Source organism: Microbulbifer sp. HZ11 (assembly GCF_000708675.1).
GTDB lineage: Bacteria > Pseudomonadota > Gammaproteobacteria > Pseudomonadales > Cellvibrionaceae > Microbulbifer.
This window is the reverse complement of the sequence record NZ_JELR01000005.1, coordinates 179,612-196,565: the sequence shown is the minus strand read 5'-3', so window position 1 is coordinate 196,565 and position 16,954 is coordinate 179,612. Positions and strand designations below refer to the sequence as shown.

General features: G+C 57.6%; 15 protein-coding genes. 5 read left to right on the top strand and 10 right to left on the bottom strand.

Annotated elements, in window-relative coordinates; genetic code table 11:
• Window positions 1–135: 135 nt before the first annotated feature.
• The 4 genes from AU11_RS17905 to AU11_RS16550 all read left to right on the top strand — a co-directional run bounded on the left by AU11_RS17905 (window position 136) and on the right by AU11_RS16550 (window position 5,705).
• Window positions 136–1,038, top strand: coding sequence for a 2-dehydro-3-deoxygalactonokinase (locus tag AU11_RS17905; protein ID WP_051687392.1), 903 nt, complete (start codon window positions 136–138; stop codon window positions 1,036–1,038).
• Window positions 1,035–1,664, top strand: a complete 630-nt coding sequence (locus AU11_RS16560) for a 2-dehydro-3-deoxy-6-phosphogalactonate aldolase (protein ID WP_043320740.1) — start codon at window positions 1,035–1,037, stop codon at window positions 1,662–1,664. The genes AU11_RS17905 and AU11_RS16560 overlap by 4 nt, the downstream gene beginning before the upstream one ends.
• A gap of 20 nt (window positions 1,665–1,684) precedes the next feature.
• Window positions 1,685–3,412: a Na+:solute symporter gene (locus tag AU11_RS16555; RefSeq protein WP_043320739.1), complete on the top strand. Its 1,728-nt coding sequence runs from the start codon at window positions 1,685–1,687 to the stop codon at window positions 3,410–3,412.
• 214 nt (window positions 3,413–3,626) lie between these two features.
• Window positions 3,627–5,705 (top strand): TonB-dependent receptor, encoded by a 2,079-nt coding sequence (locus tag AU11_RS16550; RefSeq protein ID WP_043320738.1) that lies wholly within the window; start codon window positions 3,627–3,629, stop codon window positions 5,703–5,705.
• Window positions 5,706–5,723: 18 nt separating this feature from the next.
• On the opposite strand, the gene AU11_RS16545 is transcribed toward AU11_RS16550, so the two are convergent.
• Together AU11_RS16545 and AU11_RS16540 are read right to left on the bottom strand one after the other, a co-directional pair.
• Entirely contained in the window at window positions 5,724–7,760 is a 2,037-nt protein-coding gene (locus tag AU11_RS16545) for a hypothetical protein (protein WP_156035419.1), read from the bottom strand.
• Between the two features lie 264 nt (window positions 7,761–8,024).
• Window positions 8,025–8,501 carry a DNA binding protein gene (locus AU11_RS16540; RefSeq protein ID WP_043320736.1) on the bottom strand — a complete coding sequence of 159 codons (477 nt, stop codon included), beginning with the start codon at window positions 8,499–8,501 and terminating at the stop codon, window positions 8,025–8,027.
• A 670-nt stretch (window positions 8,502–9,171) separates the two neighbouring features.
• Here AU11_RS16540 and AU11_RS16535 point away from each other — a divergent pair.
• On the top strand, window positions 9,172–9,618 hold the full coding sequence (locus AU11_RS16535) for a CBS domain-containing protein (RefSeq protein ID WP_231492095.1): 447 nt from the start codon (window positions 9,172–9,174) through the stop codon (window positions 9,616–9,618).
• 176 nt (window positions 9,619–9,794) lie between these two features.
• On the opposite strand, the gene AU11_RS16530 is transcribed toward AU11_RS16535, so the two are convergent.
• The 8 genes from AU11_RS16530 to AU11_RS16495 all read right to left on the bottom strand — a co-directional run bounded on the left by AU11_RS16530 (window position 9,795) and on the right by AU11_RS16495 (window position 16,804).
• Complete coding sequence (locus tag AU11_RS16530; protein WP_043320735.1) at window positions 9,795–11,795, bottom strand: SLC13 family permease; 2,001 nt, start codon at window positions 11,793–11,795, stop codon at window positions 9,795–9,797.
• A 148-nt stretch (window positions 11,796–11,943) separates the two neighbouring features.
• On the bottom strand, window positions 11,944–12,876 hold the full coding sequence (locus tag AU11_RS16525) for an SDR family oxidoreductase (RefSeq protein WP_081848209.1): 933 nt from the start codon (window positions 12,874–12,876) through the stop codon (window positions 11,944–11,946).
• Window positions 12,877–12,904: 28 nt separating this feature from the next.
• Entirely contained in the window at window positions 12,905–13,303 is a 399-nt protein-coding gene (locus AU11_RS16520) for a VOC family protein (RefSeq protein WP_043320734.1), read from the bottom strand.
• Between the two features lie 116 nt (window positions 13,304–13,419).
• A complete protein-coding gene (locus AU11_RS16515; RefSeq protein WP_043320733.1) occupies window positions 13,420–13,788 on the bottom strand; it encodes a DUF2750 domain-containing protein in 369 nt (122 codons plus the stop codon).
• 377 nt (window positions 13,789–14,165) lie between these two features.
• On the bottom strand, window positions 14,166–14,870 hold the full coding sequence (locus tag AU11_RS16510) for a M48 family metallopeptidase (protein ID WP_043320732.1): 705 nt from the start codon (window positions 14,868–14,870) through the stop codon (window positions 14,166–14,168).
• Between the two features lie 24 nt (window positions 14,871–14,894).
• On the bottom strand, window positions 14,895–15,326 hold the full coding sequence (locus AU11_RS16505) for a hotdog fold thioesterase (protein ID WP_043320731.1): 432 nt from the start codon (window positions 15,324–15,326) through the stop codon (window positions 14,895–14,897).
• Window positions 15,327–15,367: 41 nt separating this feature from the next.
• Window positions 15,368–15,949 (bottom strand): DUF2799 domain-containing protein, encoded by a 582-nt coding sequence (locus AU11_RS16500; protein ID WP_043320730.1) that lies wholly within the window; start codon window positions 15,947–15,949, stop codon window positions 15,368–15,370.
• 204 nt (window positions 15,950–16,153) lie between these two features.
• Window positions 16,154–16,804: an MBL fold metallo-hydrolase gene (locus tag AU11_RS16495; RefSeq protein WP_043320729.1), complete on the bottom strand. Its 651-nt coding sequence runs from the start codon at window positions 16,802–16,804 to the stop codon at window positions 16,154–16,156.
• Window positions 16,805–16,954 lie beyond the last annotated feature (150 nt).

The window sequence follows — 16,954 nt, the reverse complement described above, 5'->3', positions numbered from 1 at the left end:
CAAAATATGCATGAAATCGTGAAATAATGAGCTTAACCCATATCCCCAATAGTCTTACCCCACCAACAACGTTGCTATTATAGATATTATGTGAATAATGCAGATTATCGGTATTCTGTTGAGTGGAGGTGATTGATGTCGGCGCTGATGTTGATGGATTGGGGAACAACAAATTTTCGAGCGATATATCTGGACGCGCAGGGTCGGGTGCTTGGGCGCTCCGAATCCAGAGATGGTGTTGCCAGCCTGACGCGCGCAGACATGATCGAGGTGGCGTCAGAGGCCTATCGAAATTGTCCGGTGCAGGATCCGCAGGTATTCGCCTGTGGCATGGTGGGTTCGTCTGTCGGCTGGTACAACATGCCGTATCTGGAAGCGCCGGCCAAACTCTCGGATATCGCCGATGCCATTGCGGCTGTCCCCATGGGTGAACTTACCGTCAACTTTATACCCGGCGTGAAATTCCGCAGCGCGACAGGTTGGGATGTGATGCGCGGAGAAGAGCTGCAAGCGTTCGGTTGGGCGCTCACCGAAGGATCGGGTATTTGTATTGCCCCCGGTACCCATTCCAAATGGATGCGGCTTCGCGACGGCGGGATAGAAGGTTTCTTCACGTCGATTACCGGTGAAATGTTCGCCTTGCTCAGACAGTACGGTTTGCTGCGTCACCATTTGACAGAAGAGGCACAGTCGTCCCCTGACTTTCTTCGCGGTGTCGACGACGGCATGTCGGAGCAAGGGCTGGGGCGCCGGTTATTTTCAGTGCGTGGAGACGCCCTACTCGCAGAACTCAGCAACCAATCTGCCAGCGACTACGTGAGCGGTCTGTTGATCGGTAGCGAAATTGCCGAAGGAATTCGGGATACATGCCCCGCGGCTCAGCCCATTGGTATCACCGGCACACCAGTGCTGGCGGGCCTCTATAAATCGGCTCTCGCGCACCTCGGTTATTCCGCGCGAACTGTGGATGCACAGGCAGCTTTGCGCGGGGCAATCTGTCAGATTTCCAGCCTACGCCTGGAGCAGCAAGCACTATGAATTTAAATGAAGCACTATTCAGGGAGCCACTGGTCGCCATATTGAGAGGACTGACACCGGAGCGCGCACTGGAAGTGGCGAGCGTTCTTCTGGACACTGGGTTTACCACGGTGGAAGTCCCGCTCAATTCACCAAATGCAGTCCAAAGTATCGGGCTGATCCGTAAAGAATTTACGGACCGACTGGTGATCGGGGCGGGTACGGTACGTACGCAGGAAGAGCTGAACGCGCTCGCCGATGTCGGATGCCAGATTGCGCTGAGCCCCCACTGTGATCCAGGCCTGATTGCGCATTCGCTGGAACTGGGGATTGAACCGGTGCCCGGTGTCGCTACACCAACCGAAATGATGCAGGCCCTGAACGCGGGCGCGCGCTGGCTCAAGGTATTCCCGGCGGTGAGCTGTGGTGAGAGCTTTTTTCGACAGGTGCGCGCGGTATTCCCATCTCACGTACGCCTGATGGCCGTCGGTGGCGTGGCCCCTGAAAACATGCGGGGATTTATGCAGGCGGGAGCAGATGCCATTGGTATTGGTTCACAGCTATTTACCGCAGAAAAGTCACTGGCCGATATCCGCGATCAGGCAGCGAAGATCGTCGGCAATATGCGATCTCACACGACACTATAAAAAAGCCGGGAGAATAGATTTTGGCACTACTGGATTATTGGGTTCTGGCCGCCTACATGCTGGGCATTGTGCTGATTGGCGTGTTCTATGCGAAGCGTAACCGGAGCGCACAGGACATGTTTGCCGCCGGCGGGCAGGCGCCCTGGTGGGTCTCCGGGCTCAGCGGGTTTATGACCATGTTTTCCGCCGGTACTTTCGTGGTGTGGGGGGGAATCGCCTATAAATATGGCTTGGTCGCGGTATCCATTAATCTGTGCTACGGCATCGCCGCCTTGGCTGCCGGTTATTTTGTCGCTGGGCGCTGGAAGACCATGGGCGTTGATACACCCGCAGAGTACATAGAACTGCGCTTTGGTAAGAGCGTTGTACAACTGTACACATGGGCAATGCTTGTGTACCGGATTGTAGGTACAGGTGTTGCACTCTATGCGCTCAGTATCATTCTGGTTGCCTTGATGCCCCTGCCTGAAGGCAACCCATTCCGGGACCCGAATACCGGAAATCTCGCCGTCGAATGGGCGATTCTTGCCTTTGGCCTGGTGGTAATTATTTACACCATGGCAGGCGGGCTGTGGGCGGTACTCATGACCGACGTCCTTCAGTTTATTGTCCTTAACCTATCAGTGCTTTTCGTCTTGGTTTTTATGCTGCAGGCGATCGGTGGGGTAGGCACCTTTATCGAGCAGGCACCGGCGCAATTCTTCGCGCCCGTCAGTGAGGGCTACAGTCTCTACTTCCTGATGGGGTGGGTGTGTATACATTTCTTTATGGTGGGCGCCGACTGGGCATTCGCGCAGCGTTTCATCAGCGTGCCCAGCGCAAAAGAAGCGCGTAAGAGCGCTTATCTGTTTGGCATTCTGTATCTTGTAAGCCCGCTCGTCTGGCTGATGCCGCCCATGCTGTACCGCGTCATTGATCCTAGTGCTGACCCGGAGCAGGCCTACATTGCTGCCTGTCTTTCCGTGTTACCTGCGGGTCTGGTCGGATTGCTGATTGCTGCGATGTTCTCTGCGACCGCCAGCCTGGCAAGCTCCCAGCTCAATGTATTTGCCGGCGTATTTACTGAAAATTTTTACCGCCCTCTTATGGAGCAGCGAGGAGGCGCAGGCAATCTGGTCACCGTCGGACGCTGGATCACCCTGCTAATAGGTTTACTGCTGATTGCGGTCGCCATTTCAATTCCCTATATGGGCGGAGCGGAAAAAGTGATTGTCAGTGTCACGAGCCTGATGGTCGGGCCCCTGTTTGCACCAACCGTATGGGGTATTTTTTCACGGCGGCTATCCGCCCGGGCGGTGTGGAGCTGTGTGTTGCTCACCTTCGCTGCCGGCGGCGCATTCAAATGGATATTGTCGGTGCCGGCCGATGGGTCTATCAGCCCGTCAGCATTGGCGTGGTTGACCAAGCACTCGGCAGTGATCGAGCTGGGCATCGGGATTCTGGTCCCCCTGTCAGTGCTCGCCCTTTTCACCTTCGTCATCGATCGAAACGGTACGCCCGGCTGGATACCAGACACCTACAAGAACGCCACCAGCAACGCGGGGGCTGTGGCCAGTGACCTCCCCGCGCGGGTGGTTGCCGTTGCAATGGGCTTATGTGCCCTGCTGCTGATGTTGATTGCGCTGATCAGTCACGAGCGCCAGCTGGAAATTAGCCTGTTTGCGCTGGTGACATCCGGTATTTCTGCTGCAATCTATCTGTTGGGCACCAGGAAAAAAATTGCGCCGGAATTTCAACAGGCACTTTGACGAGAGGCCGGGAAGCAAACGGAAATCGGGATTGCGTGGCAACACCAATGGGGGCGCGGACAGTCACCGTCATTGGTGTGCTGCGCACCCGCCGGTCGATGAAGTGAAAAGAGCGATAACATCGGAACAATACCTGTTCGGAATGGGTGCATATCGGTACCATACTTCTCTGCCGAACAACGCTCGCTAAATCGTCCCTTTATACCGGATTCCGATGTCAGCACTTATCATTCCGCCCACCCTCTTTGCCCTTCTGCTTGCCCCGCCCGTGCCCCCGGCTGGGGAGAGACAAACTCTCGAACAAGTGGTGGTTACCGCAAGCCGTACTGAGCGGCCTATCGATTCACAAGCAGAATCACTATCCACGGTCAGCCTGGACACACTGGAATCGGCCAGTGCCATCCACCCGAGCCAAGTACTGAGCACAATACCCGGCGTGGCAATCCACCGCGGCAATGGCCAGGAAAGCCTGATTGCCGTGCGTTCCCCCGTACTGACCGGAGCCGGCAGTTGCGGTGCTTTCGCCATCACTCAGGATGGCGTGCCGGTACGCGGTACCGGCTTCTGCAACGTCAATCAACTGTTCGACACCAACTTCGAGCAGGCCGGCCGCATAGAGGTTTTGCGCGGCCCCGGTTCCGTGCTGTATGGATCCGATGCGCAGCACGGCGTGATCAATGTGCTGAGTGCAGCTCCGGTCAATGGAAGTGAGTCCAGCATCAGCGTTGAAGGCGGCGCTAACAGTTACCGACGAATAGCATTGAATCACAGCAGTGGGAACGACGAGGGGGGACTGCGCATCGGTTTTAGCGGCGCTCGGGATGGCGGCTATAAGGACGACTCCGGCTTCGACCAGCAAAAGCTGCAACTGCGCAGCGACGGCAATTGGCAGGGGTGGGATTATCAGACGCTGATAAATGCCAGCAACCTGAATCAGGAAACCGCGGGTTATGTCTCCGGGAAAGATGCCTACAAAGACCCGGACCGCAAGCGGGAGAACCCCAACCCGGAGGCCTTTCGCGATAGTCAGTCCGCCCGCGCTCAGGTGCGACTGGAAAAAAACCTGGGCAACGGCAAATTACTGCAGATCACGCCTTACGCACGCCATACGGATATGCGTTTCCTGATGCACTTTCTGCCAGGCACTCCGCTGGAGGAAAATGGCCAGAGCGGCGTAGGCGTGCAGACAGCGCTGCACCACGGTGACTCGGAGTCCGTACGATGGATCAGCGGAATCGATCTCGAGTATACCGACGGTTGGTTGCAGCAAAGCCAGGAGCAAGGCTTTTCCTCTTTCCCGGCGGGCAAACACTACGATTACAGCGTATCCGCGCTGGTGGTTGCCACATTCAGTCAGGTTGAACGGCCGCTGGGGGAATCTCTGCGGGGCACACTCGGCGCCCGGGGTGAACACCTGCGGTACGACTACGACAACCGCATGATTGGTGGCGACACAACCGACAGCGGCGAACTGTGCATTAACGGATTTACCGGCGCCATCGGTTGCCGTTACTCGCGCCCGGACGACCGCCAGGATAGCTTCAGCAACCTGTCGCTGAATGCCAGCCTGGTCCAGTCGTTCAGTGACAGGACCACCGCCACCCTGCGCCTCGCACACGGTTTCCGCGCGCCCCAGGCGACCGAGCTGTACCGCCTGCAAAATGGTCAGCTGGTGGCAGACCTGGACTCCGAGGCCATCGACAGTCTGGAAATCAGTCTGAAGCACAGCAGCGATGACTTCCGCTACAGTCTGACCGGCTTTTATATGGCGAAATCCGACGTCGTATTCCAGTCTTCCGACCGGCTCAATCTGAGCGGTGGAGAAAGTCGCCACTTCGGCGTGGAATACGAATGGCAGTGGCTACTGGCTGACAATTGGCAGCTGGGCGCCGCCGGTACCCTGGCACGGCACCAGTACACCAATGACGTCAGCGAGCCGGGGTCCGGAGTGATTGAAACAGATGGCAACGATATCGACACCGCCCCGCGCGCGCTGTACAGTGTGAACCTGTCCTGGCAACCTGCGCAGTCCACACAGGTGGGCTTGCAATGGCAGTACACCGGTGGCTATTACACCGATATCGAGAACGCCCATCGCTATGATGGCCATTCGCTGGTTCACCTTCGCGCTCGCCAGACCCTAAGTGCATATACCTCCATCGGTCTGCGCATTGAGAATCTGATGAATGTGGATTATGCAGAGCGCGCGGATTACAGCAGCCTCGGTGGAGGCGACCGCTACTTTATTGGCGAGCCACGCAGTGTGTATGCGGATTTACAGCTGCGGTTCTAAGCCGGTCCAAGCCGCTTCTCAGGGCCGGATTACCACCGGCCCACCCTGATTGATACCCGGCGCTTTCCAGAAAACCTCCCACTCCAGTTTCCACTGCAGCGGCCAGCTGAGTGCGCAGCGGGGCCCCCCTTCGGCGAAGCGGTAATCCACGCACGGGAAGTTGATATCAGTGGTGCCGGTCTCCACAAATGCGGGCTGCCGGTAGCGGTAGTGGTGCACCAGATAGCGCAGACCATCATCGAGTTCGCGGTAGCGCCAGTCGAGGCGGATGGGCGTATTGGTGGTGCCGGTCACGCCCACTCCCTCTCGATACCAGTCCACCAGTTCTCCCCGCCGACCATAACGACGCGCGATACTCAGTAATCCCTGGCGTTCGTCGGCGCCGTTGAACGTCTCGGTGGTGGTTTCCCGGAGCTGGCCGCGATCGTTGTAGAGGTAGTCGGTGACCTCACGGGCTTCCGCGATTCCGTCGTCGTCATTGTCCAGGGTCATTTCGACGCGAAACAGCAGATCACTGGAATTATACCGGTACTCAAACGTCCGCCGGCTGTTGGGGTTGCCATCGGCATCCACGTCAAATGTCCACTCCTGCCGATACAGGCGCCCGTCGGAACGATAGAAAAACTCGTAGGTGTTGATACGGTCCACCTGACCATCACCATTGTCGTCGAGACGCACGATTTCCCGCAGTAATCGCTCGTTACTGCCATAGCGGTAAGCGATTTCCCGGCGACGATCGACGACTCCATCTGCGCGTAGGGACGCACCGTCGTCTTCCGTTTCCACCACTTCCAACGGGTGGCCGTCGTTGTTGTAAAAGTATTCGAAGCGCAGACGCCGTTCGATCACACCATTGGCATTGAGATCAGTCTCCTGCTCACGCCAGCGCAGCAGACCCTCGTCGTTGTACAGACTTTCCACTGCGAAAAGGCTATCGATCACGCCATCGAAATTGGCATCCTGCTCAAACAGGAACAGCACCAGATTGCCGCCGCTGTCATAGTCGAAGGTATATCTTCGGCTCTCTTCCTCCACCAAACGCCCATCCTGCTCCAGCACCTCAATCAGAAAATTGTCATCGTCAAAAAAGCGCTCCGAGGTATAGAAGAAATCAACACTGCCATCCTCGTTGGTATCGGTTTCCCGTCGCAGGAAAACCACCCGGCCCAGATCGTCGTAAAGATAGTCGAGGCGCTCTTGCCAGCGATCGGTCTCTTCCGGCAACAGTGTGTAGCGAATTTCCCGCGGCAACCCTAAATCGGTATACCGCCAGAGTAATCGCTGTTCGATGGTGCCGTTATCCTGGACATCGCGATTCTCCTCCAGCGGCACCAGTGTCGGCACCACGATGCCAAGGATGTCGTACAGATACAGCAGTGGAGCATCCAGTGGCAGCTGGTAGTCAATGTCGAACCGGCTTTTGATCGCGGGCAGGGAATCCAGGCCACGGCGGTAAGGGAAAGCGTAGAGATCGAATGCGAGATCAACACGGTAATCCTGCAGCTCTGTATCCCAGTCGGTCAGATCAATGCCATTACTGGGGTCCAGATCCCGATCGAGGATCATAAACAGGCGTGTCATATTGGTGGCGATATCCAGCGCATCCACCCGCTGATGGTCTTCCAGGGCTGCCCGTAGATCGACCTCATCCGTCAGCGGCTTACCACCACCCAGGTGAAACGGATTCAGCGCCGGCGCCCCCAGTGCGGAACCCAGTTCAATCCCCCCCAGAGAAAAATGGATTTCCTCCCCCTCTCGGTAACGGAAGATACCATCGGCGTCGGTCAGCCCGGAAAAACTCGGGGTCTCATAATAGAGACCCTGTATTCGTCCATCGAGAAATACCCCGGTCATCTCTGCACCGGTGCCGCCTGAACTGCTGGCGCTACGGGTACCACCGGAGCTGCTACTGGAAGAGCTGGCGCTGGGCGCGATGCTGCCGGAGTCACTGCTGAAATCGCAACCCGTCAGGCACAGACACAAGACCAGGTGGATCCCGGCAAACAGTGGGAGGCGCAGGGAACCACAACCCGGTAACACAAGCCTTTTGGGCACAGGGTACTCCTCGTTCAACAGCTAATCAGGCAAACAAAATGTGCACCTCGAGAAAGTATTGTTGATATCCAGGTGTGGTGAGCACAGGTATGCGCGAGAATCCGCCAATTGACGCCCGATTAAAGGTTTCACACCGGTAATGCGCCGCCCTTCAATTCATTCGAAGGATCGCCCCGCCAACCGTGAAGATCCGCGCGCCCAAACAGAAAACCCCCGGCAGCTGGGACTACCGGGGGTTCTAGAGGTCACAGGATCACTGGGAAATCAGATTTTCCAGGACTGCACTGTTTCCAGACCGTGCTCGGCCACCCATTGATTCAGCTGCTTGGGGTTGCGCTTTTTCTTCTCAATGGTGGCATTGGTGTAAGGGTTGCGGTAATGACCGGTCTCCAGCTTGGGCTCGGCGGGCTTGCTGCTCGCAGCCTTACGGGTAGCGCGACGGGGAGCCTCGCCTTCACGCTTGAGATGACGGGCGACACGGGCCTTCAAGGAACGGACATAGTCCGGCGCATCGTTATTGTTCAATTGGCCCACCAGCCAATCCACAATCATCTCGCCGCGGGCGGGGAAGAATTCTTCTTCTTCCATTTCGTATTCTGCGGCCAGATTGACCAGCGCCTTATCAAAGGCAATTACGCCCTGCTTTTTGCGCTCAGCCTTGGCCATCTGCTCCTGCAGTTCTTCAATTTTTGCCTGGTGCTCGGCAATTTGTTGTTCGATTTGATCGTAATCTTGGAACATATATACGTGAGCCTCGATATATATTGCGGTTTAGTGTCTTGATAGTGATTTAATTCTGCGAAACGCACGGCCAAGAGCCGCACAATATACGCCTAATAAGCATTTCGCCCTGAACGCCAATATGTCCGGGCTGAGACTTATATTTCGCGGGAATGCAAACCCATTTACACTTCTTCACTCAAATACGACGCCGACCACATATCTGACATCGCCTTCCGGCGTGTAAACAAGTTTACTGTGATATATCCATATTACCTGCCAGCCATATCAAAACCACACATGGGCATTTCCACCAATCAACGCCGAATACTTCCAGACGGTCGATTAGTAAAAGAAATCAGGCAAATAGTATTTTTAAATCCGAAACACAGCACTTAATAATACCGAATCCCGGTAATTCAAGTGTCTGTATACAGATTTGTCTCGGGTATTTAGCTCGTATAGGGCATATATGCCCATATCCGACCCATCGCCAAGGCCGCGCATAATACTGGGTTGTCTATAAATAGCCAACGCCTATTCGATGAATCACAGATACCATTTGGATCATTAAACCCGTAAAGCCTCACATCCACCCGCCATTCCTCCCCGACCTGCCACACCACTGATCTATCCTTGTGCTGACAGCGCCGACAAGCGGTACAGGAACAAGGAGTGAGGAAGGGTTTACATGAGCAAAATCCGCGACATCCACCACATGCCCACAATGGCCGCCCTGATGACGCCATTCCCTTACCATATCGACATCGACGCCCCCATTGAAGCGGCGGAGGCACTGATGGAAGAACACAGCGTCCATCATCTCCCCGTTACCAAAGACGGCGACCTTGAAACCATCATCTCCCGCAGCGACATCGAGCGCGCCAGATCCCCCGGCCACCGCCTCGAAGAACAGCAACTGTACGTTCGCGACCTCTGCGCCCGTCGCCCCTACATCACCGATATCCACGACCCGCTGGACAAGATCCTGCTAGCCATGTCGGAAACCGGGATTGGCTCGGTGTTGGTGATGAAGGAAGGGGAGCTGGCGGGGATTGTTACGGTGACGGATGCACTGCGGTTTTGTGGGGAGTATCTGGCGGATCTGGTGGAATCGCCGGATGATGATGTGGCGTAGTTAAGAGCCCCGAAGCCAATTGTGCAGGTGCCGATACCGGGAACGCCTTGGTGAAACCTTCACCGCCATGGATGGCGGTGCAGAGCCCCCATGGATGGGTTATCGGGGGGGCGCCTAGCTCGTGTTTCACCAAGGCGTTACCGGTAGCGGTGCCGCCACAGAACCCGATTAAGAACCTACAAGGGCCAGACCCACAACAACATGGGTACCGATACGGCGACTACCAGGATCTCCATGGGTAAACCCATGGGCCAGTAGTCGCCGAATTTGAAACCGCCCGGGCCCAGAATCAACGTATTGTTCTGGTGGCCCACCGGGGTCAGAAACGCGCAGGAAGCACCAATCGCCACCGCCATCAGAAAACTGTCCGGATTCACATCCAACTGCGCCGCCGCGCTCAGCGCAATCGCACACATCACCGCCGCCGTCGCCGCATTGTTCATAAAGTCCGATAGTGTCATCGTCACCACCAGAATCATCACCAGCGCAAACACCGGATTCCCCTGAGCCAGATTGTCCAGCATCGACTTCGCCACCACATCCGCGGCGCCCGTCGAATCCATTACCTCCGCCACAGAAATCAACGCCCCCAACAACACAATGACCGATCCATCCACCGCCTCGTAGATACTGCGGATAGGCACCACCTTGAGCGCCATGAAGGCCAGCACACAGGTGGCAAACGAAATTGCCGCGGGCAACAGCCCAAACGCCGCCCCAGCCACCGCCAACGCCATCCCGATCAGCGCCACATAAGCCTTCTCTTTGTTCGGAATAGTGATATCCCGCTGCGCCAGCGGCACACAGCGCTGCTCCCTGGCAAAGGTGGACAGATTTTCTTCGGTGCCCATCATCAACAACGCATCGCCCCCCTTGAGCGCAGTCGAACGCAAACGCTTAACCGAGCGACGCCCCTGTCGGGACAGCGCCAGCAGGTTGATTTCGTAGCGTCCCGCCAGCCGCAGGTTCTCCGCAGTGCGACCGATCAGGTAGGAATCCGGCAGTACCACCAGTTCGCGCAGGGCAAGATCGGCCTTTTCCCGACCCCGCTTCTCATCGCCCTCTTTTTTGGCGCCCTTTCCCTTACCCTCCGTATCCGCCCCGTTACCGGCAGCGGAATCCTCGGCAAGCTCCGGCGGGATTTCTACATCGCCAATCTCGACTATTTCTCGGGCAGCAGGCGCCATATTCTGCTCCGCCAGCGGTGGACGATCCCCCCTGTCTTCCTCCGGCCCCTCCGCGTCCGGTACCAGCGCTGCACTATCCACCGCGGCGTCGTCCTCATTCTGCGGATCCGCCGCCAGCGTCAATCCAAGGCTCGAAAGGACCGACGACAACGCCTCCGGCTCCGCTTCGATCACCAGAATATCCCCGGCCCGCACGCGCAGCCCCGGCATGGCGGTGGATACCCGGGCATTGTTGTAAACCAGACCGATAATCTGGGCATCCTCATCGCCAATCATTTTCACCAGCTCCGCCAGAGACTTGCCGATGGAGGGGCTCTTCTCCCCCACCAGGGCTTCGGTGAGATAGGTCCCGGTATCGAAGGTCGCCGCACCCGCCTGATTGCGCGCGGGAACCAGGCGCCAGCCGATCAGCGACACAAACAAAACGCCCACTAGCGCCACCACCACGCCGACCGGAGTAAAGTCGAACATTCCATAACTGCCGGCGCCGCTACTGGCGCGAAAACTCGAGACAATCAAATTGGGCGGTGTGCCGATCAGGGTGGTCATACCGCCGAGAATGGTGCCAAAGGAAAGGGGCATCAGCACCTTGCCCGGAGGCACATCGTGGCGGTCGGCGAGATCGGTGGCCACGGGCATCAGCAGCGCCATGGCACCGACGTTATTCATAAAGCCAGACATGGCCGCGCCGAGGGCGGAAAGCGCGCCGATGGCGAGGGTGATGCCACCTTTTTTAGGAACAACCTTCTGCGCCAGCGCATCCATGGCCCCAGTGCTCTGTAACCCGCGGCTCAGAATCAGTACACAGGCCACGGTAACCACGGCGGGGTGACCAAATCCGGTAAAGGCTTTCTCCGGCTCGATCAACCCGGTAAACACACAGGCCAGCAGGGACGCCAGAGCCACCATATCGTGGCGCCAGGGGCCCCAGATAAACAGGAGGATGGTGACCGCCAGGATGGCGAGGATGGTGATCTGGTCGAGAGCCATAAAGGGAAAAAGTTCCAGCGGTGATTCGGCCCGAGGAAAATCGTTGGGCTATCCACAAACATAGTGGATTTGAAGTGAGGTGGCGGCGTCAGCGACCTGGATTCTGTCCAGGCGCCTCAAACCCAATGCCACAGAGTGCAAACCCTATTTACTGATTGGAGAGCTGCAAACGCTTTAGCCCAAACCGCTTTGACAGCATCCGGTCCCGCAGCCAGCGCGGCAGCCAGCGGGCGACCCACGGCAGCAGCCGGCTCTTGTTGCCGATTCTGAGCAGGGTGGCGGGGCGCTTGCGCAGCAGCTCCGCAGCGAGGGACTTGGCCAGGTCGCGGGCGAGGGTGGCATTCTGCTGGGACTCCATGGCGCGGGCGCGCACATGATCTTCGCTGCGCTTGTACCAGGAGTCCGGAGCCAACAGCCCACGCAGGGAGGTTTCCGCATGGCGCCCGAACTCGGAGGCGATGGCCCCCGGCTGCACGGTAACGACACGGATGCCAAACGGCTTCAGCTCAAGGCGCAGCACATCGGACAGGGTGTGAAGTGCGGACTTGGAAGCGCAATAGGCCCCGGAAAACGGGGTGGGCAGAACACCGGAGACGGAGCCGATATTGCAGATGACGCCATGGCGACGGGATTTGAGCAGTGGCGCACAGGCCCGGGCCAGGGCCATGGGCGCGAAGACGTTGGTGCGGAACTGGGCTTCGAGGGTGCGGGTATCCAGCTCCAGCAACGGCCCCATCTGACCGTAACCGGCGTTGTTCACCAGGATATCCAGGCGGCCGTAGGCGGTTTTGATGGCGTGCACCACGCGGTTGATATCCGCCTGGTTGTTCACGTCGAGGGATTCGGTGGCAATGCCGAGGTCGGCCAGTTCCTGCAGGCTTTCCGCACGGCGTGCGGTCGCGATGACGATGGTGCCGCGGGCATGCAGGGCAAGCGCCAGTTCGCGGCCAATACCGCTGGAGCAGCCGGTGATCAGCGCCACCCGGTCCGGTACCACGTAGCCGCGTCCGATCTGGGCCAGGCTTTCGGCGGCGAAGCCCTGGTCGGAGGGGCGGAATCGGTTGGCGGGGGGCTTGCTCACGTTTACTGCTCCAATACTGCGCTCGGTCTCAGTCAGACGGTTCCTGGGTCGATGTAGACGTCAGTGTAAAGTGCGGGTTCTGGATGAGTCCAAACACATTGCCGAACGGGTCGAGGAAACTGGCCATCAATATGCCTTCGCCGACGTCGACAATTTCACCATGCTGGCGCGCGCCAAGGCCATTCATCCGGTCTACCTGGGCGGCAATATCGGCAACCCCCCAGTAGGCAACGACGCCATCGGCACGGCTGATCACGTTGCGCGCGTTGGGGTCCAGCCCCAACTCAAAGCCGCCGACGTTGAAGCCGACATAGCATTCGGCTTCAAAGTAGGGTTCCACTTCCAGCAAGGTGGTATACCACGCTTTGGCTTCTTCCAGATTACTGACGCCGTAGATGACGCTCTGCACCCCTGAAAACTGACTCATCTCAGACCTCCTGTTGGAGATTTGTTTCCGGCGTTTGGATGCAGTTCACTACACTTGTCGCCGGCTTATTCTTGTTTGTTTTTTGAACGACTCTGTTTGTCGACTGCTGACAGTGATCAGTCGAGCTCCTGCTCGAGCTGTTCGAGCAGGTCGAGGGGTTCGATTTCTTCCCCTTCCATTTCGGCATTCCAGTTGATGCCTACGAGCAGAACATCTTCATGCATGCCTTCGAGCCAGTCGTCCATAAACTCTTCGAGGTCGACCGGTACCACTTGGTAGCCGGCCCAGTCGTCAACGATATGGGCTTCGGCAAATTCCCGCTGGGACCAGAAGGGCATCACCTCGGTATTCGCGCGCCGCTCTGATTCGCACAGGGCGAAGCCTTCTTCCCCTTCCAGCGCCCACACACACCCCTGCTCTACCGCTTCTGGCAGAAAGCGGGCGCAGTTTTCCTCAAAGTCGTCTCCGAGAGGTTCCAATTCCATACCGGCTTGCCTTAAAAATGATTTGGGGAGTTTACGCCAGATTGGGCGGGATAAGTAGAAACTTGCGCTGGGATGTAGCGAGTCCACGTTTTGGGGACCGCCAGATCAACTTTCGTGGTGTTTGGGCACCGGGTGAACGTTTTCGAAACCGCTGTGAATACATCCCTGTACGCTGCGTCAGAATTTGTACTTCGAAATAAGCAGCGAAGTACAAGTGGCAATACTGAAGCGGGAGTGCTGGGTATTAGTTTTTGGAAGCGTCGCAAACAGGATGTTTGCGACGCAGCGCCCAGGGATGGGTTCACAGCGGTTCCAAAAACTAATACCCAGTGCTCCAGCGCCACATAACTAAAATCGGAGCGCCCAGACCACGAACCTTACAGCATCAACCGATGCCCATTTTCCTTAAGCCATCGACGCAATTGCTTGTAATCAGGGCAAAGGCTCGCAACCAGCGCCCAAAATTCGCGACTGTGATTGTGGTGCTGAAGATGGCAGACCTCGTGAATTACCAGGTAATCCACTACAGGCTCGGGGGCCAGGCATACCAACCAGTTATATTGCAGCTCTCCACGGATGGTGCAGTGCCCCCACTTACTGCGGGTGCGGCGGACTTTTACCGAAGAAAATTTAAGCCCCAGCAGACTGGCGAAATAGTGGGATTTTTCCGTGAGGAGTTGCAGGGCTTCGCGCTGGTAGAGTTTCTGTAGCGCAACCTGAATCTGTGCCTCATCCGGTTCGCGCACACGGCTGTAAAGCTGGATATAACCGTCGCGAATGCCCGCATCGACCGCGCAGGCGGCGCGGTCCAGCTCGAGGGTTTTGCCGAGCCACGGGAAACGTGCACCAAACGCAAAATGATGCTCCGGGACCTGCGCCTTGCGCTGCTCCACACCGCGCAACTGCTCGCGCACCCAGTGGATATTTTCACGCAGAAACTGATGGCCGTGTCGCTCGGCGCAGCGCTGGGGAATCCGCACTTCTGCGCCCTTTTCCGTGACCACCAGGCCCAGCCGCTTGCGGCGCGGCGAGCGGGCAAGGCGGTAGGAAATTTCCTCAAAGGTAAACAGGTCCCCGGTCACGGCAAATACAGAGTCACATCAGATTTAAGTTGAAGGTACCGGCACCACCGCCATGGTGATGCGGGAAATACAATTGAGCTTGCCGCGGGGATCTTGGATACGGATTTCCCACACCTGGCTGCTGCGGCCAATATGTACGGCGGTTGCCCTGGCAGTCACAGTGCCGTCAGGTACCGGACGCAGGTGGTTGGCATTGATCTCCTGACCCACACAGTAAAACTTGCTGGTGTCCACCACCATATTTGCGGCCATGGAGCCCAGTGTTTCCGCCAACGCTACACTGGCGCCGCCGTGCAGGATACCGAAGGGCTGGCGGGTACGATCATCCACAGGCATGGTGCCGACGATAAAATCGTCTCCGATTTCAGTGATTTGCATACCCAGGTAGGTGGGCATACAGTCCCCCAATCCCTGATTGACTTCGTCTACGGTGGGATTGCTGTGCCAGATTGCCATAGGGCTTACCTCAAGTTATTCACAGGTTCAGTCTGCGAATATCAATAAAACAACAGCGGGTTGAAAGCACCAAAACCACCAAAGCGCATCATCTCAGCTTCCAGGTGGCGCATTTCCCGCAGCAAGCTGCGCCGCTGGCTGCGCAATGCACGCAGCTCTTCCTTGCTTTCCGCATCGTCCATAGCGCGCTCTATCCGATACACCTCGCGCTCCGCATCTTCATAGCGATTGGCCAGGGCCGCGTACTGCTGTTCAGCCTGGTAAACCGCGAGGCCGCGCTCGTAATTGGCGAGGAACAGGTCAGCGGTGGGGCCGGTGCAGACGCCTTCATAGTCGCGTCCACGGCGTCCGACTACAAAGCCGTTCTCGGGCGTACAGTACTGTTCAACCCCCTCTTCATGACCGCGCATCCAGGCGGTGGTATCGGTGCGCACGCCGTATTCGTGGCACTTCTGCGCGATCTGGTAGACCGTGGCCTGGCTGCGGCCGCGTGCGCCATCTTCAATGCCCCGCTCGTACCAGAGGCCCGCCTGGCATTCGTTTTCGGAAATCACCGCGCAGCCGCTGGTTAGGGCCAGGGCTGTGGGGATTGATAGAAGTGCGAGTATTTTCCAGGGTTGCATAACCGGCCTGTGATTCAGAGTGACGAACTTGCTGTGAAGGCGAAGCGCCGGGTACGGGTTTTCAGGAGCGTCGCAAACAGGATGTTTGCGCCGCAGCGCCCAGGGACGGGTTCACAGCGGTCCTGAAAACCCGTACCCGGTGCTTTGCCGCCGTAGAAGTTCAGAGCTCCCATTGAAGCGACCCTAGGGTGAACCGACACTGAATCAACCGAAACGCTTGTCGGCTACAAACGGGTTGGTCTGGCGTTCCTGACCAAAAGTGGACATGGGGCCGTGGCCCGGGATGAATTTTACTTCGTCGCCGAGGGGCCAGAGTTTTTTGGTGATGGAGTCGATAAGGTCCTGGTGGTTGCTCATGGGGAAGTCGGTGCGGCCGATGGAGCCGGCGAACAGGACGTCGCCCACCAGGGCCAAATTGCTTTCCCGGTGGAAGAAGATGACGTGGCCTGGAGTGTGGCCGGGGCAGTGGACAACTTCGAGTACTTCGTCGGCAACGGTGACGGTGTCGCCGTCTTTGAGCCAGCGGTCAGGGGTGAAGGTTTCCACCGGTGGGAAGCCGTACATCTGGGCCTGGACTTCGATTTTTTCGATCCAGAACTGGTCGGCCTGCTGGGGGCCTTCGACGGGAAGGCTCAGGTTGGTGGCGAGGGGTTTGGTGCCGCCGACGTGGTCGAGGTGGCCGTGGGTGAGGAGGATTTTCTCCAATTTGAGGCCACGCTCTTCCACGGCGGCGAGGATGCGATCAACGTCGCCACCCGGGTCGACTACGGCTGCGCGTTTGCTCTGGTCACACCACAGGAGGGTGCAGTTTTGCTGAAAGGGCGTGACGGGGACCGAGTGAAATTGCAGAGCCATGGGAGTACCTGTGTTGTCTTCGGTGCCGAGTATAACGCTCGTGGACTTATCCGGCTAAGGTGGTCCGGGGTACTTCGTAGCTCGTTAAGTGGCGGTGCCGCTAGCGGGTAAGGGTCTGTGAGACACGCGGTGAACCCATCCCTGGGGCTC

Coding starts and splice junctions, on each gene's coding strand:
- AU11_RS16535 (WP_231492095.1), top strand. CDS start 9,172: ATGAGCAAAATCCGCGACATCCACCACATGCCCACAATGGCCGCCCTG.
- AU11_RS16540 (WP_043320736.1), bottom strand. CDS start 8,501: ATGTTCCAAGATTACGATCAAATCGAACAACAAATTGCCGAGCACCAG.
- AU11_RS16495 (WP_043320729.1), bottom strand. CDS start 16,804: ATGGCTCTGCAATTTCACTCGGTCCCCGTCACGCCCTTTCAGCAAAAC.
- AU11_RS16550 (WP_043320738.1), top strand. CDS start 3,627: ATGTCAGCACTTATCATTCCGCCCACCCTCTTTGCCCTTCTGCTTGCC.
- AU11_RS16530 (WP_043320735.1), bottom strand. CDS start 11,795: ATGGCTCTCGACCAGATCACCATCCTCGCCATCCTGGCGGTCACCATC.
- AU11_RS16560 (WP_043320740.1), top strand. CDS start 1,035: ATGAATTTAAATGAAGCACTATTCAGGGAGCCACTGGTCGCCATATTG.
- AU11_RS16505 (WP_043320731.1), bottom strand. CDS start 15,326: ATGGCAATCTGGCACAGCAATCCCACCGTAGACGAAGTCAATCAGGGA.
- AU11_RS16500 (WP_043320730.1), bottom strand. CDS start 15,949: ATGCAACCCTGGAAAATACTCGCACTTCTATCAATCCCCACAGCCCTG.
- AU11_RS16515 (WP_043320733.1), bottom strand. CDS start 13,788: ATGGAATTGGAACCTCTCGGAGACGACTTTGAGGAAAACTGCGCCCGC.
- AU11_RS17905 (WP_051687392.1), top strand. CDS start 136: ATGTCGGCGCTGATGTTGATGGATTGGGGAACAACAAATTTTCGAGCG.
- AU11_RS16520 (WP_043320734.1), bottom strand. CDS start 13,303: ATGAGTCAGTTTTCAGGGGTGCAGAGCGTCATCTACGGCGTCAGTAAT.